The sequence below is a fragment of the Rhodococcus sp. SJ-2 genome (assembly GCF_053750035.1).
Window position 1 is genome coordinate 5,622,408 of the sequence record NZ_CM132340.1, and the last position, 24,272, is coordinate 5,646,679.

Here is a 24,272-nt window from a genome sequence, read left to right on the forward strand (position 1 = left end):
CCTCCTCGTAGCGTGAACCGATCAGGCCGTATCCGGTCAGGCCTGACCGATCAAGCGATAGTGGCGCGAGCCGCACGCAGACGCCCGAGCGACCGCTCGCGACCGAGCAGTTCCATCGACTCGTAAAGCGGCGGACTCACATGCGAGCCCGTCAGGGCGACACGGACGGGCGCGAACGCCTTCCGCGGCTTGAGGCCGAGATCGTCGATCAGTGTCGTCTTGAGCGCACCCTCGAGCTCGGGGGTGGTCCACGCGTCGAGGCCCTCGATGGCCGCAATCGTCGCGTCGAGCACCGCAGCGGCATCGTCTTTGAGGTTCTTCGCCGCGGACGATTCGTCCAGTTCGAAGTCCGCCTCGTCGACGAACAGGAACTTCAACAGGCCCCACGCATCGCTGAGGACAACGATGCGAGTCTGGACGAGGTCTGCGGCCACTGCGAAGAGTCTGTCGTCGACGTCCGCGGTGATGTGCCCGTGCTCGACAAGGAATGCCTTCAGGCGGGTCGCAAAGTCGGCGGGCGCGAGCAACCGGATGTGCTCGGCATTGATCGCATCGGCCTTCTTCTGGTCGAAGCGGGCCGGATTCGAGTTGACCTTCGAGATGTCGAACGCCGCGACCATCTCTTCGAGCGAGAACACGTCACGGTCGTCGGCCAGACCCCAGCCGAGGAGCGCAAGGTAGTTGAGCAGGCCCTCGGGAACGAATCCGCGGTCCCGGTGAAGGAAGAGATTCGACTCCGGGTCGCGCTTGGACAGCTTCTTGTTGCCCTGGCCCATCACGAACGGCAGATGCCCGAACTCCGGCGTGAAATCAGCCACACCGATGCGCTGCAGTGCGGCGTACAGCGCGAGCTGACGAGGCGTGGAGGAGAGCAGATCCTCGCCACGCAGCACGTGGGTGATCTTCATCAGAGCGTCGTCGACCGGGTTCACGAGCGTGTACAGCGGGATCCCGTTTCCTCGGGTGAGCGCAAAATCGGGCACGGTACCCGCTTTGAACGTCGTCTCACCGCGCACGAGGTCGTTCCAGGCCAGATCCTCGGCAGGCATCCGGAGCCGCACGACCGGCTTGCGCCCCTCGTCGAGGTAGGCCTGCCTCTGCTCGGCGGTCAGGTCGCGGTCGAAATTGTCGTATCCCAGCTTGGGATCGCGACCCGCCGCCTTGTGCCGCTCCTCGACCTCTTCCGGGGTCGAGAACGACTCGTAGGCCTCACCGGCCGCGAGGAGCTTCGCGACGACGTCGAGATGCAGATCCCGTCGCTGCGACTGCCGGTACGGGGCGTAGGGGCCACCCACTTCCGGGCCTTCGTCCCATTCGAGACCGAGCCAGCGCAACGCGTCGAGGATGGCCTGGTAGGACTCCTCGCTGTCCCGGGCTGCGTCGGTGTCTTCGATTCGGAAGACGAATGTGCCGCCGTGATGCCGCGCGAAAGCCCAGTTGAACAAGGCGGTACGCACGAGGCCGACATGCGGGGTGCCGGTCGGGGACGGACAGAAACGGACGCGAACTTCGCTGGTGGTCATCGGCTCACTCGGGTCGAGGGACGGGATTCAAGACCCTCTCAGGCTAGACCCCACGACCGCCGCGGAGACGCCGGACCGGCTGCTCAGGCGCCCTTCGCCACAACCGGGTTGGTGAGCGTGCCGATCTTCTCGACCGTGACCGACACGGTGTCGCCCGCTTCGATCGGTCCGACACCCTCGGGAGTGCCCGTGAGGATCACGTCGCCCGGCAGCAGTGTCATGACCGCAGATACCCACGCCACGAGTGCGGGAATGTCGTGCACCATCATCGAAGTCCGGCTGCGTTGCCGAGGCCGACCGTTGACCTCCGCGGAGATCTCGAGATCGGACGAGTCGAGGTCGGTTTCGATCCACGGGCCGAGGGGGCAGAACGTGTCGTGCCCCTTGGCGCGCGTCCATTGGCCGTCCTTCGCCTGATGGTCGCGGGCGGAGACGTCGTTGGCGACCGTGTAACCGAGAATCGCTTCCCGGGCCTTCGCCGCGGTGACGTCCTTGCACGGGCGGCCGATGACCACCGCGAGCTCGGCCTCATGGTGCACGAGCGACGTGTTCCGCGGAATCACGATGGGCGCACCCGGTCCGATGATCGAGGTGTTGGGCTTGAGGAAGATCACAGGTTCCTCGGGGACATCATTGCCCATCTCCTCCGCGTGGGCCGCATAGTTGCGTCCGACCGCAATCACCTTGCTGGCCAGGATCGGTGCGAGTAGCCGCACATCCGCGAGCGGCCAGCTCCGGCCGGTGAACGTGGGGGTACCGAACGGGTGCTCGGCGATCTCTTTCGCGATCGCGGAGTCTCCCTCCCCTTCGATGCTGACGAAAGCGACACCGTCCGGACTAGCGATTCGACCAAGGCGCATGCGGGGAGTCTATCGGTCGCCCGACTCCTCCGATCGACGCGCAGCCCCCGCGGGTATAGAGTTCGCTCACGTTTCAAAGTACGGGATTAATATCTCAGATAGTGAGAAGCAATGGATACGCTCACGATCGGGAACCGACGATGGCTGATTCTGGCGCTGGGCGTCTTCGCTCAAACCGCGCAGGCGACAGTGGTCAACGGTGCCGCATTTCTCATCCCGACCTGGCACGACGATGCCGGATTCACCCTGGCGCAAGCGGGGACCCTTGCCGCCGCACCGCTGTTCGGCGGAATGTTCACCCTCGTAGCGTGGGGGGCAATTGCCGATCGCTTCGGCGAACGCCTCGCCCTGTCCGCCGGCATGGCGATCACCGCCACCGCGATCACCGGTGCGACCTTCACCACGTCACCGGCCGCGCTCGCGGTCCTGCTCGCGTGCGGCGGCGCCGGCGCCGTGAGTGCCAACGCCGCCAGCGGACGCGTGGTCGTCGGCTGGTTTCCGGTGCATCAGCGCGGACTCGCGATGGGCATCCGTCAGATGTCGGTGCCACTCGGAGTTGCAGCCTCCGCGCTCGTCATGCCACAACTGGCACGCGATCACGGAATCTCTTGGGCCCTCGCGTTTCCCGCGATCGTGTGCGGCATCGCTGCCGTCGCGTGCGCGATCGGGATCGTCGACCCGCCACGTCCCGACAGGGCCGAGGCCGCGCGCACCGGAGCGTTGGTGAATCCGTATCGGACCGGCGCTGCACTGACGCGCATCCACGTCGCGTCGATCCTGTTGGTGATTCCCCAATACGTCGTGTGGACATACGCATTGGTGTGGTTGATCGTCGACCGCGGCTGGGACGAGACCGGTGCCGGACTGGTGATCACCGCGGCACAGATCCTCGGCGCGCTCGGCCGGGTCGTCGCCGGAGCGTGGTCGGATCGCGTCGGGAGCAGGTTGGGCCCGCTGAGGAGCGTGTCGGTGATCACTGCGGTGTCGATGGTGGCGCTCGCGGCGACCTCCCTCACGGACTCCCCCGTCGCCGTTGCCGTGCTGCTCGTCGCGTCGGTCGCCTCGTCGAGTCCCAACGGCCTGGCCTTCACCGCCGTCGCCGAGATCGCCGGACCGTATTGGGGTGGGCGGGCGCTCGGCATCCAGAACACCGGCCAGTTCGTCTTCGCCGCCGCTGTGGGCCCGGTGTTCGGTTCCCTCATCGCCGCGGTCGGCTTTCCCGCAGCGTTCGCACTCTCGGCGATCGCCCCTGCGGCAGCGGTACCGGTGGTGCCCAAGCAGGACTGACGTCGTGCGCGGTTCCGGTAGTACGCACTACCGGAACCGCGCACAGGTGATCAGAGTGCCGCGGTGATGCGGTCGCCGATCTCCGTGGTCACGATCGGCGAATCACCACGCGAGGCGAGATCCGCCTCGACGGCGGCCTCGACGCGCGCTGCGTCCTCGTCGCGGCCCAGGTGACGCAGCAGCAGCGCGGTGGACAGAATCGCTGCCGTCGGGTCGGCAATGCCCTTGCCCGCGATGTCCGGTGCGGAACCGTGAACCGGTTCGAACATCGACGGATTCGTCCCCGAGGCATCGATGTTGCCGCTGGCGGCCAGGCCGATGCCTCCGGTGACCGCACCGGCGAGGTCGGTGATGATGTCGCCGAAGAGGTTGTCGGTAACGATGACGTCGAACCGAGACGGGTTGTCGACCATGTAGATGGTCGCCGCGTCGATGTGGCAGTAGGCCGTCTCGACCTCCGGGAAATCCTTGCCGACGGTCTCGACGGCACGGGTCCAGATCGCGCCGGCATTGGACAGCACGTTGGTCTTGTGGATCAGTGTGAGGTGCTTGCGGCGGGTCTGTGCGAGCTCGAACGCGTAGCGCACGACGCGCTCTGCGCCGAACCAGGTGTTGATCGACACCTCGGTCGCGATTTCGTGCGGAGTACCGACGCGGATCGCGCCGCCGTTGCCCGTGTACGGACCTTCGGTGCCCTCGCGCACCACGACGAAGTCGATGTCGGGGTTTGCAGCAAGCGGGGACTTCGACCCCGGGTACAGCCGCGAGGGGCGCAGGTTGACGTGGTGATCGAGCGCGAAGCGCATGTTCAGCAGGAGGCCGCGTTCGAGGATCCCGGGGGTGACCGACGGGTCACCGATCGCGCCGAGCAGGATCGCGTCGTGCCCACGGATCGCCGCGAGATCGGCCTCGGGCAGAAGCTCACCGGTCTCGTGGTACCGGCGCGCGCCGAGGTCGTACTCGGTGGTCTCGAGGTCCGGAACAAGCTTGTTCAGGACTTTCAGCGCCTCGGCCGTGACCTCGACACCGATGCCGTCACCGGGGATGACCGCAAGTTTCATATTTGTGCTCTCTTCCTGTGCGACAGTGGCCGCGACCGTGCCAGACGGTCGCGGCCACCGAACGGTGCAAAGCGATGATCAGGACAGGTCGACCTGCGCCACACGTGCCTCGAGCTGGTCGACGATCTGCGCGACCTCGGCGTCGGCGACGACGCGATCGACACGCAGGATCACCGTCGCGCCGGGGCCTTCGGCGTCCTGGCTCAGCGCTGCGGCCTGGATGTCGATGCCCGCGTTGCCGAGAACGGTGCCCAGGGTGCCGAGAACGCCGGGACGATCCTGGTAGTGCACGATGAAATTGTGACCTTCGGCACGCAGGTCGAAGCTGCGTCCGTTGATGTTGACGATCTTCTCGACCTGCTGCAGGCCGGTAAGCGCGCCCGCGACGGTGGTGATGCCACCGTCGGCCGCCACAGCGCGCACCTCGACAGCGCTGCGGTGCGTCTGGGCCTCGCTGATGCTCTCGACCTCGATGCTCACACCGCGCTGCTCTGCGAGCTGCGGAGCGTTGACGAAGGTGACCGGTTCGTCGCTGCTGGCCGAGAACAGGCCGCGGAGCGCAGCCAGACCGAGGATCTCGACGTTCTCGACGGACAGCTCACCGCTCGCCACGACCTGCACGTTCTGCACGGCCTCGGGCGAGAGGGTGCCTGCTAGCAGGCCGAGCTTGCGGACGAGCTCGAGCCACGGCGCGACCTCTTCACCGACCGGGCCACCGGAGACGTTGACGGCGTCGGGGACGAATTCGCCGGCGAGAGCCAAGAGGACGCTCTTGGCGACATCGGTGCCGGCGCGATCCTGCGCCTCTGCGGTCGAGGCGCCCAGGTGCGGGGTGACGACCACGTTGTCGAGGTCGAACAGCTTCGAATCGGTGCAGGGCTCCGTGTTGAACACGTCGAGTCCGGCAGCACGGACCTTGCCGGAGGTGAGCGCGTCGTACAGCGCGTCCTCGTCGATGAGCCCACCGCGCGCAGCGTTGACGATGATCACGCCGTCCTTCGCCGTGGCGAGACGCTCCGCGTTGATCAGGCCCGCGGTTTCTTTCGTCTTCGGCAGGTGAACCGAGATGAAGTCGGCGCGCGAGACGAGTTCGTCGATGTCGACCAGTTCGATGCCCAGCTGCGCTGCGCGTGCAGCGGGCAGGTAGGGGTCGTACGCGATGACGTGGGTCTCGAACGCGGCGAGACGTTGCGCGAAGAGCTGACCGATCCGGCCGAGGCCGACGACACCGACCGTCTTGCCGAGGATCTCGGTGCCGTTGAAGCTCGAGCGCTTCCAGGTGCGCTCACGCAGCGTGCGGTCGGCTGCGGGCACCTGGCGTGCAGCCGACATCAGCAGCGCAACGGCGTGCTCGGCGGCGGAGTGGATGTTCGAAGTGGGAGCGTTGACCACCATCACGCCTCGCTCGGTGGCGGCAGCGATGTCGACGTTGTCGAGACCCACACCGGCGCGGCCGACGATCTTCAGCTTCGGAGCTGCGGCGAGGACTTCGGCGTCGACGGTCGTGGCCGACCGCACCAGCAATGCGTCCGCGTCGGGCACCGCGGCCAACAGGGCCGGGCGGTCCGGGCCGTCCACCCAGCGCACCTCGACTCCGTCACCGAGGGCATCGACGGTCGATTGCGCAAGCTTGTCGGCGATCAGGACAACTGGACGGCCATTCTGGCTCACGTGCAAACTCCCTGTGTCGTGTATGTGGTGAACAGTCGACGGCGCGGGCACCTGACGGTAGGCGTGTTCAAGCCGTGACCGCCCATAGTTTAGTGCCCCTGCGGTCTCAGCGGGCCCACGGGGATGCCGCAGTACTCGCCGGTACTCACTGGAACGACACGAACACCGGTTTCGGCTCGACAGTCATGGTCTGCTCGGGTGTGAATGTGGGCACATCCTCGTCGTAGAAGTTCTTCCACGCCATGTGGATCTGCGGGGGGAGCCCGGTCTGCAGCGCACCCCACGTATCGAGTTTCTGAGCAGGCGAGCCGTGTCCGTCCGCGTGCAGTACCACCGACACCTCCGGCCTGCCTGCGTCGACGAGTTCGCGCCCGGTGATCATCGAACTACGGAACTGGTGCAGAACGAGCATCTTCTGAGGCAGATCGTGCCGCTGCACGAGGTCGGCGAGGTACGCGACCACTTCGTTGATCTCGGACGAATCGACCGAACCGATCTGCACCATGTGCTGCTGCCCCGGCGCAAGCCGCCATTCCGGGTCGAGCGCGAGACCGACATTCGGCCGCGCGAGGAACTCTTCGTAGATCCGGGCTTGCTCGAGGAAGTGTGTATGGCCGGGCTGCAGATCCAGAACGACGTAGATGCCTGCCGCTTCCGCTTCGTCGATGATCGGACGAAGCTGCTCGAGCGGGGTGATGCGCGAAAAACGCCCGTCGGTACCGGGATCGGCGGACGCGACCGTCGCGATGATCTCGAAGGCCGGCAACACCGGCTCGGCCGAATATTGTTGGTATTGCGCCGCGAGGTCGCGCACCCGTGCGATCGCACCAGCGGTGTCCTGCTCCCCGAAGGCGCCGAGCGCCGGCCCGCTGGGGTGGCCGTAGAGCGCGACGAATCGCTTGTCGGGGAACAGATTTCGTCCACCACCGAACAACTCCGATTGCGCCGGGGGAACGAGGCCGCCGATCTCGGGGACCTCGATCCCGGGTATGACGACACCGGGTACCGTGGGCCCGGCATGTGCCGTGACCACAGTGCCGCTTGCGCACAACACTGCAAGAATCGCTGCTCCCGCGACAGTTCTCGAAGTTCGTCCCATGGCGATACCGTAGGGTCGTGCGCGCCCGTAACAACGACGCCACACCAATAACATCGGTCACAATCCGGACACCGATGATCCATCGGGTCACTCCTGGCCGTCACCGGATTCGGCGCTGCCGTCCCCTGATACAGGACTACCGTCGACAACATCGCGGGGCGGTGCGTCGACTTCGGTGCGGCCGACACCCTCGTCGTTGCGGTGACGAAACGCGATGACTCCGGCCCGGACCGTCGGGTGGAACCGGTCGTCGCCGAAGCGACCGCCGGTGGCCATTCTCCGCAGTCGGTCCTTGACCGGTCCTTTCATTGCTGCGAAATCGAGTCGGATCCCTTTGCGCTCTAGATCTTCGTCGAGTTCCTCGAGGGCCTCCACGGCGGTGGTATCGAGATCGGTGATGGGCTCGGCCGCGAGAATGACCCATTTCACGGGATGTTCGGCGCAGGAGACTCGCTCGCGCACGTATCGCGTGAGAATCGCCCCGTTGGCGAAGAACAGAGGCGCATCGAAACGGACCAGCACCAGCCCTTCGATCCGATGCCCCTCGGGGTGCCGATCGATGTCGTGATACCCAGCGACGTCGCGAAGTTCCACGAGTTCGGTGCGGTGGGGCTGCCAGGCCCGCACGACGACGACGATCAGCGACAGGCCGATTGCGACGAGGACGCCCTGCAGGACTCCTGCGAATGCGACGCCGGCGAACGCCGCGATGGACAACCCGAATTCGACCTTGCTGACCTTCCACAGATGCCGGACGGCCCTCACGTCGATCAGAGCGCTCGCCGCGACGATCACCACTGCACCGAGCGCGGCCTGCGGAAGGTACGCCGTCAATCCCGGCGCCATCAGAAGAAAAGCCAGAACCGTGAGCGCTCCCACCGCCCCTACGAGTTGTGTGCGGCCCCCGGCATGCTCGACGACCGGCGTTCGGCTGCCACTCCCGCACACGGGGAAGCCGCCCGTGAGGCCCGCCGCGACGTTGACCGCACCGAGGGCACGCATCTCCGAACTTCCGTCGACGTCGTCACCGTGCCGCAACGCGAACGTCCGGGACAGGACCGCCGTGTCGGCGTACGCGATGAGCGCGATGGCAACCGCCGGGCCGAGCAGTTCGGCCACGTCGCCCCATCCGACGCCACCGAGCGCAGGTGCGGGAAAGCCCGCGGGTAGTTCTCCCACCATCGTCATCCGGTCGGTCAGGGAGAACACCGCGGTCACCGTCCCTGCCCCGACGACAGCGATGAGGACGCCCGGTATCACCGGAACGAATCTGCGCACCGCGACGATCGTGAGGATGCAGGCGAGGCCCATCGACAGCGCGAACAGCTGTGGGCCGTCCTCGATCACGTCGTCGACGACATCCGCGAGCTCGGGCAGCACACCGGATTCGTCGTCTTCTGTGCCGAGCAGCAACGGCAGTTGCGCCACGATGACGATGACCGCGATCGCATTGAGAAAACCGATGCGGATCGGATTGGACAGCAGTTCTGTGACGAACCCGAAACGCAGGATCCCCGCGAGCAGCGATATCAGGCCGACAAGAATCGCCAGGACGCCGGCAAGGGCGATCGCACGTTGCGGATCGCCACCGGACGCGAGCGGAATCACCGCGGCTGCTATCAATGGGGCGAGTGCGGAATCCGGTCCGAGAACGAGAATTCGGGACGGTCCCACGAGCGCGTACACGAGCATCGGCACGATCGTCGCGTACAGACCGGTGTAGGGAGGCAGGCCTGCAGCTTGCGCGTATCCCATCCCGGCAGGCACCAGGAGTGCGCTCAGAACCAGGCCGGCGGTGATGTCGCTGCGCAACCACCGACGCTGATAGGTGCGCGCCACGGCTACGCCAGGGAGCCTGCCGGGAGCGGTCCAGAGCGACATCAACTCAGTATCTCCTCCGCGCGGCATGCGCGAGAGCGGTACCGGATCGGCAGCGGTGCAGAAAGACAGCGGCCCGGTGCACCGCGTGGTGCACCGGGCCGCCGGAGAAGACCGGACCGACTACGCGGTTTCGGTGATGGGGCGATCGACCCAGCTCATCAGGTCGCGCAGCTTCTTGCCGGTGACCTCGATCGGATGCTCGGCGTTGGCCTTGCGCAGGCCTTCGAGCTCGGTGTTGCCGTTCTCGACGTTGGCGACGAGACGACGGGTGAACTCACCGGACTGGATATCCGCGAGGATCTCCTTCATGCGCTCCTTGGTGCCGGCGTCGATGACGCGCGGACCGGAGAGGTAGCCGCCGAACTCCGCGGTGTCGGACACCGAGTAGTTCATGCGGGCGATGCCACCCTCGTACATGAGGTCGACGATGAGCTTGAGCTCGTGGAGAACCTCGAAGTAGGCCATCTCGGGGGCGTAGCCCGCCTCGACCATGACCTCGAAACCGGTCTTGACCAGTTCTTCGGTGCCACCGCAGAGCACGGCCTGCTCACCGAACAGGTCGGTCTCGGTCTCTTCCTTGAACGTGGTCTTGATGACGCCTGCGCGGGTGCCGCCGATGCCCTTGGCGTAGGACAGTGCCAGCGCCTGACCCTCGCCCTTGGGATCCTGGTGCACTGCGATCAGAGCAGGAACACCCTTGCCGTCGACGAACTGGCGACGCACGAGGTGACCGGGACCCTTCGGCGCGACCATGCCGACGGTGACGTTCGCCGGAGCCGTGATCAGGTCGAAGTGGATGTTGAGGCCGTGGCCGAAGAACAGCGCGTCGCCGTCCTTCAGGTTCGGCTCGATGTCGTCCTTGAAGATCGACGCCTGCGCGGTGTCGGGAGCGAGCACCATGATGACGTCGGCCCACTCCGAAACCTCGGCGGGGGTGCCGACGGTCAGGCCCGCTTCTTCGGCCTTGGCCCGCGACTTGGAGCCCTCCTTCAGGCCGATACGAACCTCGACGCCGGAGTCGCGCAGGCTCAGCGAGTGCGCGTGCCCCTGGCTGCCGTATCCGATGACCGCGACCTTACGGCCCTGGATGATCGACAGGTCGGCGTCGTCGTCGTAGAACATCTCGACTGCCACAGTGGTTACCTCTTTCAGAAAATATGGGTGTGTTCAGGCTAACGGGTCGCCGTGATGGACTTCGGACCGCGTCCGACCGCAACGACTCCGGACTGCACGATCTCGCGGATGCCGTGCGGTTCGAGCATGCGCAACAGCGCATCGAGCTTGGACCGGGTTCCGGTGGCTTCGATGGTCAGCGACTCGGGCGAGACGTCGATCACCTTGGCGCGGAACAGGTTCACCGTCTCGATGACCTGCGTGCGCACGCTGGCGTCGGCGCGCACCTTGATCAGCAGGAGTTCCCGGGCAACAGATGCCTCGTCCTCCTGTTCGACGATCTTGATGACGTTGACGAGCTTGTTGAGCTGCTTGGTGACCTGCTCGAGGGGGAACTCGTCGACCGTCACGACGATCGTCATCCGGGAGATCTCCGGGACTTCGGTGCCGCCGACGGCGAGCGATTCGATATTGAAGCCGCGCCGCGAGAACAACGATGCGACTCGGGCCAGCACGCCCGGCTTGTCCTCGACGAGAACACTGAGGGTGTGGCTCGTGCTCACTTGGTTTCCTCCTCGGCGGCAGCCTGCTCGCTGCGCGCGCGGTCGCGCTCGATGGTCTCGTGGATCACAGTGGGGTCGTCGGCGGAGTCGTCGTCGAACAACGGACGGATGTCGCGGGCGGCCATGATCTCGTCGTTGCTGGTGCCCGCAGCCACCATCGGCCACACCTGGGCGTCCTTGCCGACGATGAAGTCGATGACGACGGGACGATCGTCGATGGCCTGGGCCTGACGGATCGCGTCCTCGACGTCCTCCTCGCGCTCGACACGGATGCCGACGCAGCCGAGAGCCTCGGCCAGCTTCACGAAATCGGGGATACGCAGGCTGTGCGTGGACAGATCGGTGTTCGAATACCGCTTCTCGTAGAACAGCGTCTGCCACTGACGCACCATTCCGAGGTTGCCGTTGTTGATCAACGCGACCTTGATCGGCACACCTTCGACCGCGCAGGTTGCGAGCTCCTGGTTGGTCATCTGGAAGCAGCCGTCGCCGTCGATCGCCCAGACCTCGGCTTCCGGCTTGCCCATCTTGGCGCCCATCGCAGCGGGCACCGCGTAGCCCATCGTGCCGAGGCCACCGGAGTTCAGCCAGGTACGCGGCTTCTCGTAGTCGACGAACTGCGCAGCCCACATCTGATGCTGACCGACGCCGGCGCAGTAGATCGCGTCGGGTCCGGCGAGCTTGCCGACGGCCTGGATCACGTACTGCGGCGACAGAGTGCCGTCGGTGTGCCGGTCGTAGGACAGCGGGTAGGTGCTGCGGAGGTCGTCGAGGTAGGCCCACCACTGCTCGTATTCGAGCCTCGTGCCTGTCGCGAGGTCGGCACGGACCGCTTCGAGCAGCTCGACGATGACTTCCTTGCAGTCGCCGACGATCGGCACGTCGGCGTGCCGGTTCTTGCCGATTTCCGCCGGATCGATGTCGGCGTGGATGACCTTTGCGTCGGGAGCGAACGTGTCGAGCTGACCGGTGACGCGGTCGTCGAACCGGGCACCGAGAGTGATGAGCAGGTCGCTCTTCTGGAGCGCCGCCACGGCTGCGACGTTGCCGTGCATGCCGGGCATGCCGCAGTGCAATTCGTGACTGTCGGGGAATGCACCACGCGCCATGAGTGTGGTGACCACGGGGATCCGGGTCAGCTCAGCGAGCTCGAGCAGCTCCGCGGAGGCGTCGGCCTTGATCACGCCGCCGCCGACGTACAGGACGGGGTTCTTGGAATCGGCGATCAGGCGCGCGGCCTCGCGGACCTGTTTGCCGTGCGGCTTGGTGACGGGGCGGTAACCGGGCAGGTGCATCTCCGGCGGCCAGCTGAACGTGGTCTGCGCCTGCAGGATGTCCTTCGGGATATCGACGAGCACCGCGCCCGGTCGGCCCGAGGACGCCAGGTAGAACGCCTCCGCGAGGATGCGGGGGATGTCGGTGCCTTCGGTGACGAGGAAGTTGTGCTTGGTGATGGGCATCGTGATGCCCGAGATGTCGGCCTCTTGGAACGCATCGGTACCGATCAGCGGACGCCCGACCTGGCCGGTGATCGCAACGACCGGGACCGAGTCCATCTGGGCGTCGGCGAGCGGGGTGACCAGGTTGGTCGCGCCCGGGCCGGACGTCGCCATACACACACCGACCTTGCCGGTTGCCTGCGCGTATCCGGTCGCGGCGTGGCCTGCACCCTGCTCGTGACGGACGAGCACATGGCGCACGCCCTTCGAGTCGAAGAGCGGGTCGTAGACGGGAAGGATCGCACCGCCGGGAATACCGAATACCGTGTCGACCTCGAGCTCTTCGAGAGCCCGGACTACGGCCTGGGCGCCGGTGACCCGCTCGGGGGCTACCGAGCGTCGGCCGGCGGGCTGCGTCGCGGCCGCTGCGGAAGTCGGGCTTGCAGACCCCGGCTTCCGCGGCGAGGGTTGAGGACGTGCGGTTGGTGCGCTCACTACGAATTCCTCTGATTCTGGCTCCGGGCAACAAAAAACCCTCGTCAGCATGGTGCTGTACGAGGGTGGCGCGTCGTGGGCGAGTTGCTATAAGCGGCTCAGGCGACGACGCGCCGGCCGATTACGAGCAACCCATTCTGATTCACGCGGTCGACGGTAGGCGCGTGGAGTAGAACAGTCAACTTGGTTCGGTCACTGTCCCAGAATGTGAGATGCCATGGCTGCGGTGAGAAGATGGTGAGGTGTCATCTCCACAGCAGCCCGTGCCACCGAGCCCATCCTCCCACACTCCCGAGCCCACGACCGAACCGACGACGCAGGTCATCCAGATCTCGCGGCTTTCATTCCTCGCGTGCGGTCTCCTGTTCCTCGCGGTGCTGTCCCCTGCAATGGCGTGGCCCGCCGCCTTCTCGTGGATGCTGGTGATCCCACTCCTCGTCGTCGCATGGGTACTGCGGGTACGCACCGTCATCGGCCCCGACGGCATCGTCGCGCGCGCGACGTTCTCGACGACGAAAATCGGCTGGGATTCGCTGAAAGGCATCCGATTCCCCAAACGCGGCTGGGCGCGTGCGACCCTCACCGACGACACCGAGGTAGCGCTTCCCGTGGTCACTTTCGGGCGCCTGCCTCAACTCGCCGAGGCCAGCGGCGGACGGATCACCGACCCGTACGCGGCGGCCCGGGCGGCTCAGCTCGCCGAAGCGGACAAGGAAGAAGCGGGCAAGGAACCGGAGGACGACGACGTGATATCCGATACACCGGCCGAGCCCGAGTCGGATCCGGGTAGCAAATAGCACGAGAGTAGATTCGAATTCGTCGCGCCCCGGCCCCGTCACAGCCCGGCAATCGGGGCGCACCAGGTCAATGCGCCGCACCACAAGCCCCGTCAAGGAAGTCAGCCCATGCCCCCGTTGAGGTCACGCACCACCACCGTCGGACGTAATGCAGCCGGCGCGCGCTCCCTGTGGCGCGCCACCGGCCTGACCGATTCCGATTTCGGCAAGCCGATCGTCGCCATCGCGAACTCGTACACCCAGTTCGTTCCCGGCCACGTCCACCTCAAGGACGTCGGCGAGATCGTCGCCGACGCCGTACGGGCAGCGGGCGGCGTCGCGCGCGAGTTCCACACGATCGCCGTCGACGACGGCATCGCCATGGGCCACGGCGGAATGCTGTACTCGCTTCCGAGCCGCGAGATCATCGCCGACTCCGTCGAATACATGGTCAACGCACACACCGCCGACGCACTCGTGTGTATCTCGAACTGCGACAAGATCACACCCGGAATGCTCAACGCGGCCATGCGCCTGAACATCCCGACGGTGTTCGTCTCCGGCGGGCCGATGGAGGCAGGCAAGGCCGTTGTCGTGAACGGTGTGGCGCAGGCACCCACCGACCTGATCACCGCGATCTCCGCGTCCGCGAGTGAGGCTGTCGACGATGCCGGTCTCGACGAGGTCGAGCGCAGTGCGTGCCCGACGTGCGGTTCGTGCTCGGGGATGTTCACCGCGAACTCGATGAACTGCCTTACCGAGGCACTCGGTCTCGCATTGCCGGGCAACGGATCGACTCTCGCGACCCACGAGGCGCGCCGCGCACTGTTCGAGCGCGCGGGCACCACCGTCGTCGAGGCGGCGCTGCGCTACTACCGCGACGAGGACGAATCGGTCCTGCCCCGCAACGTCGCTACGCCCGCTGCGTTCCGCAACGCGATGGCCCTCGACGTCGCCATGGGCGGTTCGACCAATACGGTGCTGCACACCCTCGCCGCAGCGCAGGAAGGTGAGGTCGACTTCGATCTCTCCACGATCGATGCGATCAGCCGCAAGGTGCCGTGCCTGGCGAAGGTGTCGCCGAACTCCGATTATCACATGGAGGATGTGCACCGGGCCGGCGGAATCCCCGCGATCCTCGGCGAACTCCGCCGCGGCGGACTGCTCGAGACCGACGTGCACACCGTCCACACCGAGAGCTTCGATCAGTGGCTCGACGACTGGGACATCCGCTCCGGCAAGGCGACGGATGAAGCACTCGAACTCTTCCACGCCGCCCCCGGCGGAGTGCGCACCACCGAACCGTTCTCGACCGACAACCGCTGGTCGTCGCTCGACACCGACGCCGTCGGCGGTTGCATTCACGACATCGAACACGCCTACACCGTCGAGGGCGGACTCGTCGTGCTGCGCGGCAACATCGCCCCGGACGGCGCGATCCTCAAGACCGCGGGCATCGACGAAGACCTCTTCCACTTCGAGGGTCCCGCCTTCGTCGTCGAATCCCAGGAAGAAGCGGTTTCGGTGATTCTGGGTAAGAAGATCAAGCCCGGCGACGTCGTCGTCGTGCGCTACGAGGGACCGGCCGGCGGCCCGGGCATGCAGGAGATGCTGCACCCCACGTCGTTCCTCAAGGGTGTCGGGCTCGGCAAGGTGTGCGCTCTGATCACCGACGGACGCTTCTCCGGCGGTACGTCGGGACTGTCGATCGGTCACGTCTCCCCCGAGGCAGCGTCGGGCGGTGTCATCGGCCTGATCGAGAACGGCGACCGGATCCGCATCGATGTGGCGACCCGAGCCCTCGAGGTGCTCGTCGACGACGATGTGCTCGCCGAGCGGCGCGCGAAGATGGAGGCCTCCGAGCGTCCGTGGCAGCCCGTGAATCGCGAGCGCACGGTATCCAAGGCACTTCGCGCCTACGCGGCGCTGGCCACGTCCGCAGACAAGGGCGCCGTCCGACAGGTGCCGTAGGCCACTCCGCAGAAGAACAGGCCGCCGCGATCATCCGATTGCGGCGGCCTGTCTCGTCCGGCCGGTGTCAGCGACCGAAGATCCACAGACACACGCCCGCCGCGACACCGAGAAGCAGCGCGACGAACGACCCGACGAACGGCCGGGTCGCCCACTTACGCGGGCCGTCCACGGCGATCCGGCCCGGGCCGGTGAGTGTGAGCGACACCGCGGCTGCCGCGAGTAGCACCTCGAATTCGAACCCCGACTGTTCGCTCGCGAAGAACTGGACACCGGGTTCGAGCTCGTGTTTGAACAACACTGCGTTGATCATGATTGCCACGATCGCCGCCGCGGCGAGCGGCGTGAGCAGACCGAGAACGAGGAATGCTCCGGCCGCGAGCTCACCGGCCGCACCGACGATCGCAAGGATGCCCGGTTGCTGGTAGCCCGCCTCTCGGAGCAACTCCTCGTACCCGTCCAAGCCGGGACCTCCCCACAGTCCCACCAGCTTCTGCAGCCCGTGGACGATGAGGATTCCGCCGACCGCGAGCCGCAGGACGAGAAGCCCCAGGTCGAGGGTTCCGCGACGCGCTTCGACGACCGGTGCGGTCTCCGCGGGCGCAGTTCCCGATTGATCGGGCCGATAGATCTGCTCGGTGGGTGCGGCGTACGCCGCGCCCCCGTACACAGAACTGTCGTATGCAGAACTGTCGAATCCAGGGGTGAGCGCAGAATTGTCGAACCCGAGATCGTCCTCGGATTCGAGCATCGACGGACGCTCCCGACGCATCTGCAGCGTCGGTTCATCGAAGGGACTCGAGCCTGTGTCCGGCGTGCGGCCGGTCTCCTTGTCGTTGACGTCCTCCCGGCCGTGAACATCCGGGATTCCTCCTGCAGCGCTACGCGCCGCTCCGGTGGGTTCCTGATTCACAGGGACTCGCCTCCCATCAGACGGAAGGACTTACCGCCCCTCCACAAGCGTTTAACCACTCCGCACGTCCCGCGGCGTGGACATTCTTGGCAGCATTCAGATCGCGGTCGTGCACCACCCCGCACGCCGCGCACTGCCACCGGCGAACAGAGAGCGGCTTCGGACCGTCGCGCACCCCGCACGCGGAGCAGAGCTGACTCGACGGATAAAATCGGTCCACCTTCACAAACACCCGCCCGAACCGAGCGGCCTTCTCCTCCAACAAGCGGGTGAACAAGCCCCACCCCGCATCGTGCACTGACTTCGCCAACCGAGTCCGCGCCAACCCCGCGACACACAAATCCTCGACGAACACCGCTTGGTTCTCGCGGATGATCATCGTGGACTGCTTGTGCGCCCACTCGGCGCGGGCATCGGCCACCTTCGCGTGAGCTTTGGCGACCTCGAGGCGGGCCTTGGCCCGATTCCTGCTGCCCTTCTGTTTGCGCGACAAGCTCTGTTGCGCCTTGCGGAGCTTGCGTTCGGCGCGGCGGAAGAATTTCGGGGACTCGATGACCTTCCCGTCCGAGAGCACGGCGAACGTCGTCAAACCCAAATCGATCCCCACCTCCGCATCGCACTCCGGCAGTAGTACATCGGACGTCTCCACCACGAACGACGCGAAGTACCGTCCCGCAGCGTCCTTGATGATCGACACGCTCGACGGCTCCGACAGCAGGTCCCGCGACCACGCGACCTTCAGCTCGCCGACCTTCGCCACATACAGCTTCCCGTTCGAACGCAGCGAGAACCCGTTGCGGGTCAGCCGGATTGCCTTCCTGTTGTCCTTGCGGGACCGGAAACGAGGCGGACCGACCTTGCGGCCCTTGCGTGTGCCGGATATCGAGTCGAACCAGTTCCGGTAGGCGCGACGCGCGTCCTGGCAGGCCTACACCAACGCAACCGACGCCACCTCGGCAAGCCATGCCCGCTGCGGGGTCTTCTTCGCTGCGGTAACCACCTGTTTCTGCACGTCGGTGTCCGAGAGGCTCACCCCGGACGCACACGCGTCCTGCCGCGCGCGCAGCGCATCGTTGAACACCACCCGTGCACACCCGAACGACCGGGCCAGCATGTCCCGCTGGCCAGGCGTCGGATAGACCCGGTACCGGTATCTGAGCTGCATGTTCGTAACGTACAGGCACCCACCGACACCACCAGAAAGACAGATCGGCTGTCCCGGCCGCGAACGACAGGACTTGCGCCGAAGGATTGCGGGTCACCTCTCCAGCGTAGGTCCCCGGTGCCCCTCCCACCCGGCATACGCGCCGCCGCGCGTCGTCCCGGTAACGTCTGCTGCATGACGAGGGGCGCGCGGTCGGCAGGTTCGTGGAAGATGCGTACGAGTGCGGTGGCCCTGGCGATCGGGGTGCTTCTCGTTCCGTCATGCGCACGATTCGACGACGCAGCCACCACCCCGTTCACATCCGCGCCGTCGTTCGACGCGGGGGGCGTAGCGCCGGAGCAATCGCCGAGCACGACCACCACACCGAGCACACCGCCGGTCCCTCCTGGACCGTGTGTCGATCCCGATCCCGCAGTGATCGCGACCTGCCTCGATACCACCGGCGGTCTGATCGCCCTCCCCGACGGCAATTCCGCGCTCGTGACCGAACGTCGCACGGGCCGTATTCTGCGGGTCACCGTCGGTGAGGAACCCGTCGAAGTGGCGACCGTGCCCGTCGACGGCTCGGGAGACGGCGGGCTGCACGACGTCGTTCTGTCGCCCACTTTCAACGAGGACCGCCTGCTCTACGCCTACATCACCACGCCATCCGACAATCGGGTGGTGCGGATCGCGGCAGGCGATGTACCCAAGGACATCCTGACCGGAATCCCGCGCGGCACCACCGGGAACGCAGGTGCGCTCGAATTCGTCTCGCCGACCGAACTCGCGGTACTCACCGGCAATGCGGGAGATCCGGCCGCAGCAGACAATGCTTCGTCGCTGTCCGGCAAGCTGCTGTCGCTTCCACTGCCCACACCCGGCGCGTCGGCAGCCCCGACGGTGACACTGTCGGGGCTGGGGGAAGCGGGAGACGTGTGCCGGGACCCGAGCGGCAACCTGTGGATCACCGACCGCACCGTGCTCGAGGACCGGTTGCAGCGGGTGAGCATGGACGGCGCGGTAGCAGCCGGGCCCGCGTGGACCTGGCCGGAGAAGCCCGGAGTCGCAGGATGTGCCGCGTCCCCCGAAGGTCTCGCCGTGTCACTCACGAGAGGGAAGGCCGTGGCAGTACTGCCGATCGATCCCGGAACGGGTGCTGTGACGGCCGCGCCGACCGTGACGCTCGAAGATCGCTACGGCATGCTACGCGGTGCGTCCGCCGGACCCGATGGCCTGCTGTGGGTTTCGACCGTCAACAAGTCGGGCGACGAGCCCGGACCCAACGACGACCGCGTCGTCCGCATCCAGTTCCCGGCCGGTGGTGGAGGTTTCGACTGACGGGGAGGTGGCCAGGCAGGCTACGGCACACCTCGACGACCCGCCCGTCCTCTCGCGAAGCGACCCGATCACCAACCTACGAGGTCGATCGCGCACCACCAGCTACCGATCACGCGTGCGATCCTCACTCGATGGCAGTTGAGTCAAGCACCTGGTCGATGCGTGTCATCAGTGGGCGTTCTGCTCGACGAACGCCTCACCGGGAGTTGATGCCTACCACGACGCTCTCCGAGCCCGCGAGATCCGGGCGCGTGGCCGCCCGTCGACGGCGCGATACCCCCGAGCTCACCACTCACCCGATCGACCTCGGCATCGGGTGAGTGGTGATGGAAGCGACCTCCCGACTACCAGTCACCGACGACCCGCAGTACAAGGACCGGCAGACCCGCGAAATCCTCCCAACGCCCGGACGAACCACAACGATGACGGCAGCCACCTAGGGAGTGATCCGCGTACGCGCCTGTGAGCAATCCTCACCGCACTGCACGGTGGGCGATCACGCTCGACGTTGGATGAGCGCGCCACTCCAATAGTCGCGATCCGAAAGCCCAGCGAATACGACGCTGCCGTCTCGCTGCTCATCGGTCTGCAGTCGCTTGGGTCTGCAGTCGCTTGCCTGATCGAACGACTCGACCGGGGCTGATATCCGACTCGCCCCCACCGGCCGTTACATGTAACATCTGGTCATGGCGAGCACACGCGATCGAGTGGCCGAACACCGCCGGCGACTGCGGGCCCAGGGACTACGCCCGGTGCAGATCTGGGTGCCCGACGTGCGCGCAGCAGAATTTGCCGCCGAAGCGCACCGTCAGTCGGCCGCCGTCGCCGTCGGCGAGCATGAGACCGACGACCAGGCATTCGTCGACGCGATCTCCGACGACTGGGGCGACGAACCAGCGTCCGCGGAGCCGACGGAGTGAGACGCGGGGACATCTACGTTGCAGCAGCCCGCGGTGCCTACACCGGCAAACCCCGACCGATCGTGATCATCCAGGACGACCGCTTCGACGCCACCGCATCCGTCACAATCTGCCCGATGACCACCCACCCCGTCGACGCGCCACTCCTTCGTATCACCGTCGACGCGACTCCTGTGACCGGCGTCGACCAGCCGAGTCACATCATGGTCGACAAGGTCACCACGATGCCGCGTGCAAACCTGCGCGACCGTCTCGGCCGTCTCCCTGACGACGACTTGGTCCGCCTCGACCGTGCCTTGATCGTATTCCTCGGTCTCGCGGACTGACCGGCGCCGCGTCCAGCAACTCTCGTACTCTGCGGCAGACCAGGCTCTGTTGACGATGGGCAAATCATCGTTCCGACTCGCTTCGCTGCACCTTCGTCGAATCTGCCCGATTCCTACTCGGCAGCAGACCGGCCAGCGTCGGCATGACCAGCACCGTGATCGCACCTGCCGCGACCAGGATCGATGCGCTGGCAGTGGACATGTGCCCCGCCGACACCGCGACGCCCGTGACCGCGACGATGAGCGGCAGGCCGGTCGTGGAGTACAACGCGATTTGCAGCTGCTCGGACGTGTCGAACCGAGTTCCGTTCTCACCCCGATCGAATCGCGACGCGACGAACACCGGCACCCCGCGCACGAGCACCAGGAGCACGAGGAACGCGATCAGGACGCCGGGCGCATCCACGACGGCGTGCACATCGATCGCCATTCCCGACGTGACGAAGAAGATCGGGATCATGAACCCGTACGCGAGTCCGTCCAGTTTCGACTCGAGCTGCTCATCGCCTCCCGGAACGGCCCGTCGCAGAACGAAACCGGCCGCGAACGCCCCGAGGATCACATCGAGATCGAATACCGCCGCCACCGCGATCAGGCCGACCAGCAACAGCATCACCAGCCGCACCGGCGTCTGCGCAGTGGTGTCCGACGTGCTGCGGACGAACCGCAGGAACCGCGACCCTTCCCGCAGGGCCCACCGCGGCACCAACGCGACAACCATTGCGACGACGGCGAACAGCCCCAGCACGATCAGGGATCCGACGGCTCCGCGCGTCCCCAGCAGCACTGCCATGGCGATCACCGGCAGTAGTTCGCCGACCGCGCCGTGGTTGAGCACCGAGCGACCGAGCGGCGTCGCGACAAGACCGCGGTCGGCGAGGATCGGCAGCAGGGTGCCGAGCGCCGTCGACGTGAGCGCGATCGCCACAGCGACCCCGGCGTGTACGACATCCAGCGTCGCCAGCACAGCCACCGCGCCGACAGCGAGCCCGAAACACACCATCCAGGTGACGAGCGCGCGGCGTCCACCTCGCCCTGTGAGTTCCTTCGGGTCGATCTCGTACCCCGCGAGCAGGAACAGCAGTCCCAGCCCGAGTTCGCGCAACATCTCGATCTCGCTGTCGACCGTAGCTGTCCCGAGCGCATACGGACCGATCACCACACCGGCGACGAGCAGCAGCACCACCTCGGGTACGAGTCGCCGCGGAATCACGCCGGCCACGAGCGGCGCGAGGACCGCCGCCACCGTGATCCAGAGGAGCGAGGTGGCGACGGCAGCGTCCATGCATCGCTACATTAGCGACAGCTGATCAGCTGCACGCGGCGATCACGAGTTCCTTGACGCGGGCGGGATCGGCCTGCCCGCGGGTCGCCTTCATGACGTCACCCACGATCTTGCCTGCGGCCGCAACCTTGCCCGAGCGGATCTTGTCGGCGATGTCAGGGTTCGCGGCGAGCGCCTCGTCGACGGCGGCCTGAAGCTTGCTGTCGTCACGCACGACGACGAGCTCGGGGTGGGCCTCGAGGATCTGTGCGGGCTCGCCTTCACCTTCGAGAACGTAGTCGACGACCTTGCGCGCGAGCTTGTTCGTCAGCTTGCCCTCGGCGACCAGCGCGATGACGTGTGCGAGTTGCGCCGGGGTGATGGGCAGCTCGACGAGTTCGACGCCGCGGGTGTTCGCCTGCTGAGCGAGGTAGGCAACCCACCACGACCGTGCTTCGGACGCGGGCGCTCCGGCCTCGGTGGTCGCGATGACCAGTTCGAGCGCGCCCGCGTTGACGAGATCACGCATCTCCTCGTCGGAGACACCCCAGTCGGCCTGGATGCGCGCGCGGCGCAGCCACGGCAGTTCGGGCAGGGTCGCGCGCAGCTCCTCGATCCATGTGGCGTCCGGCGCGACCGGCTCGAGGTCGGGTTCCGGGAAGTACCGGTAGTCTTCGGCGGTTTCCTTACGGCGACCGGGAGACGTCGTGCCGTCGGACTCCTGGAAGTGTCGGGTCTCTTGAATGACCTCGCCGCCACTGGTCAACACGGCGGCCTGGCGACGCATCTCGTAGCGGACAGCGACCTCGACGGACTTGAGCGAGTTGACGTTCTTCGTCTCGGTGCGGGTGCCGAACTCCTTCGCGCCGATCGGCATGAGCGAGATGTTGGCGTCGCAGCGCATCGAACCCTGATCCATGCGCACGTCGGAGACGTCGAGCGCCTTGAGGAGGTCGCGCAGCGCGGTGACGTACGCCCGGGCGACCTCGGGGGCACGTTCCCCGGCGCCGGTGATCGGCTTGGTGACGATCTCGACGAGGGGAACACCGGCGCGGTTGTAGTCGAGCAGCGAATGGCTGGCGCCGTGGATACGTCCGGTCGCGCCGCCGACGTGCAGCGACTTGCCGGTGTCCTCTTCCATGTGGGCACGCTCGATGTCGACTCGCCAGGTGGTGCCGTCGTCGAGAACCACGTCGAGGTGACCGTCGGTGGCGATCGGTTCGTCGTACTGCGAGATCTGGTAGTTCTTCGGCTGGTCCGGGTAGAAGTAGTTCTTCCGCGCGAACCGCCCCCACGGGGTGATCGAGCAGTTCAGTGCGAGGCCGATTCGGATTGCGGATTCGACCGCCTGCTGGTTGACCACCGGCAGGGCACCTGGAAGGCCGAGACAGACCGGGCATACCTGCGTATTCGGCTCGGCACCGAACGCGGTCGGGCACGGGCAGAACATCTTGGTGGCGGTGTGCAGCTCGACGTGCACCTCCATGCCCATCACGGGCTCGAACTTCGCGAGCACGTCGTCGTAGGCGAGCAGGTCAGCAGACACGGAGGCAGTCATGCTCACGATTTTAGACGGCCACCGGTGTCAGCCGAAGATGACCCGCATCTCCTGGTAGCGCTCGTCCGGGACGTACTTGGGATCGGCGAGCGCCTCCTCGAATCCGACTCGGGCGATGTCCGTTCCGTGCAGGGCGACCATATGTCCCCATTCTTCGTCTGCCACCAGGTCGGTGACGGCCATCCCGAGCCGCGTGGCGAGAACGCGATCGAACGCGGTCGGGACGCCACCGCGCTGGATGTGCCCGAGCACCGTCGCACGCGTCTCGATCCCGGTGTGTTCTTCGATGAGCGGTGCGAGTACCTCGGCGATGCCACCGAGGCGGGGCCGGTCGAATCCGTCGAGTCCCTTGGTGGAATGGGCCTGCGCCATTTCGGGCAGGGTGAAGCCTTCCGCGACGACGACCATCGGTGCGCGACCTCGGTCGCGCACACTGGTGACCCATTCGCAGATCTGCTCGAGACTTTCGGGGTGTTCGGGAATGAGGATGGCATGTGCTCCTCCTGCCGTGCCCGAGTGCAATGCGATCCAGCCGGCGTGCCGCCCCATCACCTCGAGCACCATGCAGCGCTTGTGGGAGTTCCCGGTGGTCCGAAGTCTGTCGATCGCGACGGTGGCGATCTCGACTGCCGTGTCGAAGCCGAATGTGTAGTCGGTGCGGCTGAGATCGTTGTCGATCGTCTTGGGGACCCCCACGATCCGGATGCCTTCCTCGAACAGACGTTTCGATGCGGACGCGGTGCCCTCGCCACCGATGGCGACGACCGCGTCGATACCGAGCCGGTCGAGTGTGGCCTGAATGTTCTGCGCTCCCCCGTTCGGTCCCTGATACGGGCCGAATCTGCTCGTACCCAAGATGGTGCCACCCTGCTGGGCAAGGCCCCGGACCCGGCTGCGGTCCAAGGGGATCGCATCACCGTCGACGAGTCCCCGCCAGCCGTCGAGGAAGCCGACGAACTCCTGGGCGTGTACCTCGGTTCCCTTGAGGACCGCCCCGCGGATCACCGCATTGAGTCCGGGACAGTCGCCGCCGCTGGTGAGAATGCCGATCCGCGTCATCCGCAACC

Annotated in this window: 21 protein-coding genes; 6 read left to right on the forward strand and 15 right to left on the reverse strand. The window is 66.3% G+C overall.

Annotated features, from left to right (window positions below; all coding sequences use genetic code 11):
- Window positions 1-50: 50 nt before the first annotated feature.
- Both gltX and ACSYG9_RS26300 read right to left on the reverse strand, forming a co-directional pair.
- Window positions 51-1,523: a glutamate--tRNA ligase gene (gene gltX, locus ACSYG9_RS26295; RefSeq protein ID WP_440125194.1), complete on the reverse strand. Its 1,473-nt coding sequence runs from the start codon at window positions 1,521-1,523 to the stop codon at window positions 51-53.
- Window positions 1,524-1,606: 83 nt separating this feature from the next.
- Window positions 1,607-2,383, reverse strand: a complete 777-nt coding sequence (locus tag ACSYG9_RS26300) for a fumarylacetoacetate hydrolase family protein (RefSeq protein ID WP_440125195.1) — start codon at window positions 2,381-2,383, stop codon at window positions 1,607-1,609.
- 111 nt (window positions 2,384-2,494) lie between these two features.
- On the opposite strand from ACSYG9_RS26300, the gene ACSYG9_RS26305 reads away from it, so the two are divergent.
- A complete protein-coding gene (locus ACSYG9_RS26305) occupies window positions 2,495-3,670 on the forward strand; it encodes an MFS transporter (protein WP_440125196.1) in 1,176 nt (391 codons plus the stop codon).
- Between the two features lie 50 nt (window positions 3,671-3,720).
- Here ACSYG9_RS26305 and ACSYG9_RS26310 read toward each other — a convergent pair whose 3' ends face one another.
- The 7 genes from ACSYG9_RS26310 to ACSYG9_RS26340 all read right to left on the reverse strand — a co-directional run bounded on the left by ACSYG9_RS26310 (window position 3,721) and on the right by ACSYG9_RS26340 (window position 12,992).
- A complete protein-coding gene (locus ACSYG9_RS26310; protein ID WP_440125197.1) occupies window positions 3,721-4,731 on the reverse strand; it encodes a 3-isopropylmalate dehydrogenase in 1,011 nt (336 codons plus the stop codon).
- Between the two features lie 78 nt (window positions 4,732-4,809).
- Complete coding sequence (gene serA, locus ACSYG9_RS26315) at window positions 4,810-6,402, reverse strand: phosphoglycerate dehydrogenase (RefSeq protein WP_440125198.1); 1,593 nt, start codon at window positions 6,400-6,402, stop codon at window positions 4,810-4,812.
- Window positions 6,403-6,547: 145 nt separating this feature from the next.
- The gene (locus ACSYG9_RS26320; RefSeq protein WP_454840512.1) at window positions 6,548-7,501 is read right to left on the reverse strand and encodes a hypothetical protein; all 954 of its coding nucleotides are present in this window, start codon (window positions 7,499-7,501) and stop codon (window positions 6,548-6,550) included.
- Between the two features lie 87 nt (window positions 7,502-7,588).
- Window positions 7,589-9,382: a SulP family inorganic anion transporter gene (locus tag ACSYG9_RS26325; RefSeq protein ID WP_440125200.1), complete on the reverse strand. Its 1,794-nt coding sequence runs from the start codon at window positions 9,380-9,382 to the stop codon at window positions 7,589-7,591.
- Window positions 9,383-9,502: 120 nt separating this feature from the next.
- A complete protein-coding gene (gene ilvC, locus ACSYG9_RS26330) occupies window positions 9,503-10,504 on the reverse strand; it encodes a ketol-acid reductoisomerase (protein ID WP_206039570.1) in 1,002 nt (333 codons plus the stop codon).
- A 50-nt stretch (window positions 10,505-10,554) separates the two neighbouring features.
- Complete coding sequence (gene ilvN / locus ACSYG9_RS26335) at window positions 10,555-11,058, reverse strand: acetolactate synthase small subunit (protein WP_169686092.1); 504 nt, start codon at window positions 11,056-11,058, stop codon at window positions 10,555-10,557.
- Window positions 11,055-12,992 carry an acetolactate synthase large subunit gene (locus ACSYG9_RS26340; RefSeq protein WP_440125201.1) on the reverse strand — a complete coding sequence of 646 codons (1,938 nt, stop codon included), beginning with the start codon at window positions 12,990-12,992 and terminating at the stop codon, window positions 11,055-11,057. The genes ilvN and ACSYG9_RS26340 overlap by 4 nt, the downstream gene beginning before the upstream one ends.
- 263 nt (window positions 12,993-13,255) lie before the next feature.
- Here ACSYG9_RS26340 and ACSYG9_RS26345 point away from each other — a divergent pair, with 263 nt between their 5' ends.
- On the forward strand, window positions 13,256-13,789 hold the full coding sequence (locus ACSYG9_RS26345; protein WP_440127822.1) for a PH domain-containing protein: 534 nt from the start codon (window positions 13,256-13,258) through the stop codon (window positions 13,787-13,789).
- Window positions 13,790-13,897: 108 nt separating this feature from the next.
- Window positions 13,898-15,739 (forward strand): dihydroxy-acid dehydratase, encoded by a 1,842-nt coding sequence (gene ilvD, locus ACSYG9_RS26350; protein WP_454840514.1) that lies wholly within the window; start codon window positions 13,898-13,900, stop codon window positions 15,737-15,739.
- Between the two features lie 67 nt (window positions 15,740-15,806).
- On the opposite strand, the gene ACSYG9_RS26355 is transcribed toward ilvD, so the two are convergent.
- From ACSYG9_RS26355 to ACSYG9_RS26365, 3 genes are all read right to left on the reverse strand, one after another.
- A complete protein-coding gene (locus ACSYG9_RS26355) occupies window positions 15,807-16,511 on the reverse strand; it encodes a DoxX family membrane protein (protein WP_440127823.1) in 705 nt (234 codons plus the stop codon).
- A gap of 157 nt (window positions 16,512-16,668) precedes the next feature.
- Window positions 16,669-17,535 carry an RNA-guided endonuclease InsQ/TnpB family protein gene (locus ACSYG9_RS26360; protein WP_454843046.1) on the reverse strand — a complete coding sequence of 289 codons (867 nt, stop codon included), beginning with the start codon at window positions 17,533-17,535 and terminating at the stop codon, window positions 16,669-16,671.
- A 45-nt stretch (window positions 17,536-17,580) separates the two neighbouring features.
- Window positions 17,581-17,817, reverse strand: coding sequence for a helix-turn-helix domain-containing protein (locus ACSYG9_RS26365; protein ID WP_440125203.1), 237 nt, complete (start codon window positions 17,815-17,817; stop codon window positions 17,581-17,583).
- 174 nt (window positions 17,818-17,991) lie between these two features.
- Between ACSYG9_RS26365 and ACSYG9_RS26370 the strand changes: the two genes are divergently transcribed.
- The 3 genes from ACSYG9_RS26370 (at window position 17,992) to ACSYG9_RS26380 (ending at window position 20,383) form a co-directional block, all read left to right on the forward strand.
- Entirely contained in the window at window positions 17,992-19,137 is a 1,146-nt protein-coding gene (locus tag ACSYG9_RS26370) for a PQQ-dependent sugar dehydrogenase (RefSeq protein ID WP_440125204.1), read from the forward strand.
- A 686-nt stretch (window positions 19,138-19,823) separates the two neighbouring features.
- Complete coding sequence (locus ACSYG9_RS26375) at window positions 19,824-20,057, forward strand: antitoxin MazE family protein (protein WP_440125205.1); 234 nt, start codon at window positions 19,824-19,826, stop codon at window positions 20,055-20,057.
- Window positions 20,054-20,383 (forward strand): type II toxin-antitoxin system PemK/MazF family toxin, encoded by a 330-nt coding sequence (locus ACSYG9_RS26380; protein WP_440125206.1) that lies wholly within the window; start codon window positions 20,054-20,056, stop codon window positions 20,381-20,383. Before ACSYG9_RS26375 ends, ACSYG9_RS26380 begins: the two co-directional genes overlap by 4 nt.
- Window positions 20,384-20,447: 64 nt before the next feature.
- On the opposite strand, the gene ACSYG9_RS26385 is transcribed toward ACSYG9_RS26380, so the two are convergent.
- Genes ACSYG9_RS26385 through ACSYG9_RS26395 form a run of 3 tightly spaced genes read right to left on the reverse strand, consistent with a single transcriptional unit; the run spans window position 20,448 to window position 24,264 of the window.
- Window positions 20,448-21,668: a cation:proton antiporter domain-containing protein gene (locus ACSYG9_RS26385; RefSeq protein WP_440125207.1), complete on the reverse strand. Its 1,221-nt coding sequence runs from the start codon at window positions 21,666-21,668 to the stop codon at window positions 20,448-20,450.
- Between the two features lie 25 nt (window positions 21,669-21,693).
- The gene (gene gatB, locus ACSYG9_RS26390; protein WP_440125208.1) at window positions 21,694-23,205 is read right to left on the reverse strand and encodes an Asp-tRNA(Asn)/Glu-tRNA(Gln) amidotransferase subunit GatB; all 1,512 of its coding nucleotides are present in this window, start codon (window positions 23,203-23,205) and stop codon (window positions 21,694-21,696) included.
- 27 nt (window positions 23,206-23,232) lie between these two features.
- On the reverse strand, window positions 23,233-24,264 hold the full coding sequence (locus tag ACSYG9_RS26395) for a 6-phosphofructokinase (RefSeq protein WP_440125209.1): 1,032 nt from the start codon (window positions 24,262-24,264) through the stop codon (window positions 23,233-23,235).
- Window positions 24,265-24,272: the final 8 nt, after the last annotated feature.

Bases quoted from the DNA above. Each gene is read 5' to 3' on its own strand.
- ACSYG9_RS26300 (WP_440125195.1), bottom strand. From the start codon at position 2,383: ATGCGCCTTGGTCGAATCGCTAGTCCGGACGGTGTCGCTTTCGTCAGC.
- ACSYG9_RS26395 (WP_440125209.1), bottom strand. From the start codon at position 24,264: ATGACGCGGATCGGCATTCTCACCAGCGGCGGCGACTGTCCCGGACTC.
- ACSYG9_RS26370 (WP_440125204.1), top strand. From the start codon at position 17,992: ATGACGAGGGGCGCGCGGTCGGCAGGTTCGTGGAAGATGCGTACGAGT.
- ACSYG9_RS26355 (WP_440127823.1), bottom strand. From the start codon at position 16,511: ATGCGTCGGGAGCGTCCGTCGATGCTCGAATCCGAGGACGATCTCGGG.
- gatB (WP_440125208.1), bottom strand. From the start codon at position 23,205: ATGACTGCCTCCGTGTCTGCTGACCTGCTCGCCTACGACGACGTGCTC.
- ilvD (WP_454840514.1), top strand. From the start codon at position 13,898: ATGCCCCCGTTGAGGTCACGCACCACCACCGTCGGACGTAATGCAGCC.
- ACSYG9_RS26325 (WP_440125200.1), bottom strand. From the start codon at position 9,382: ATGTCGCTCTGGACCGCTCCCGGCAGGCTCCCTGGCGTAGCCGTGGCG.
- gltX (WP_440125194.1), bottom strand. From the start codon at position 1,523: ATGACCACCAGCGAAGTTCGCGTCCGTTTCTGTCCGTCCCCGACCGGC.
- ilvC (WP_206039570.1), bottom strand. From the start codon at position 10,504: ATGTTCTACGACGACGACGCCGACCTGTCGATCATCCAGGGCCGTAAG.
- ACSYG9_RS26365 (WP_440125203.1), bottom strand. From the start codon at position 17,817: ATGCAGCTCAGATACCGGTACCGGGTCTATCCGACGCCTGGCCAGCGG.
- ACSYG9_RS26310 (WP_440125197.1), bottom strand. From the start codon at position 4,731: ATGAAACTTGCGGTCATCCCCGGTGACGGCATCGGTGTCGAGGTCACG.
- ACSYG9_RS26305 (WP_440125196.1), top strand. From the start codon at position 2,495: ATGGATACGCTCACGATCGGGAACCGACGATGGCTGATTCTGGCGCTG.
- ACSYG9_RS26385 (WP_440125207.1), bottom strand. From the start codon at position 21,668: ATGGACGCTGCCGTCGCCACCTCGCTCCTCTGGATCACGGTGGCGGCG.
- ACSYG9_RS26320 (WP_454840512.1), bottom strand. From the start codon at position 7,501: ATGGGACGAACTTCGAGAACTGTCGCGGGAGCAGCGATTCTTGCAGTG.
- ACSYG9_RS26375 (WP_440125205.1), top strand. From the start codon at position 19,824: ATGGCGAGCACACGCGATCGAGTGGCCGAACACCGCCGGCGACTGCGG.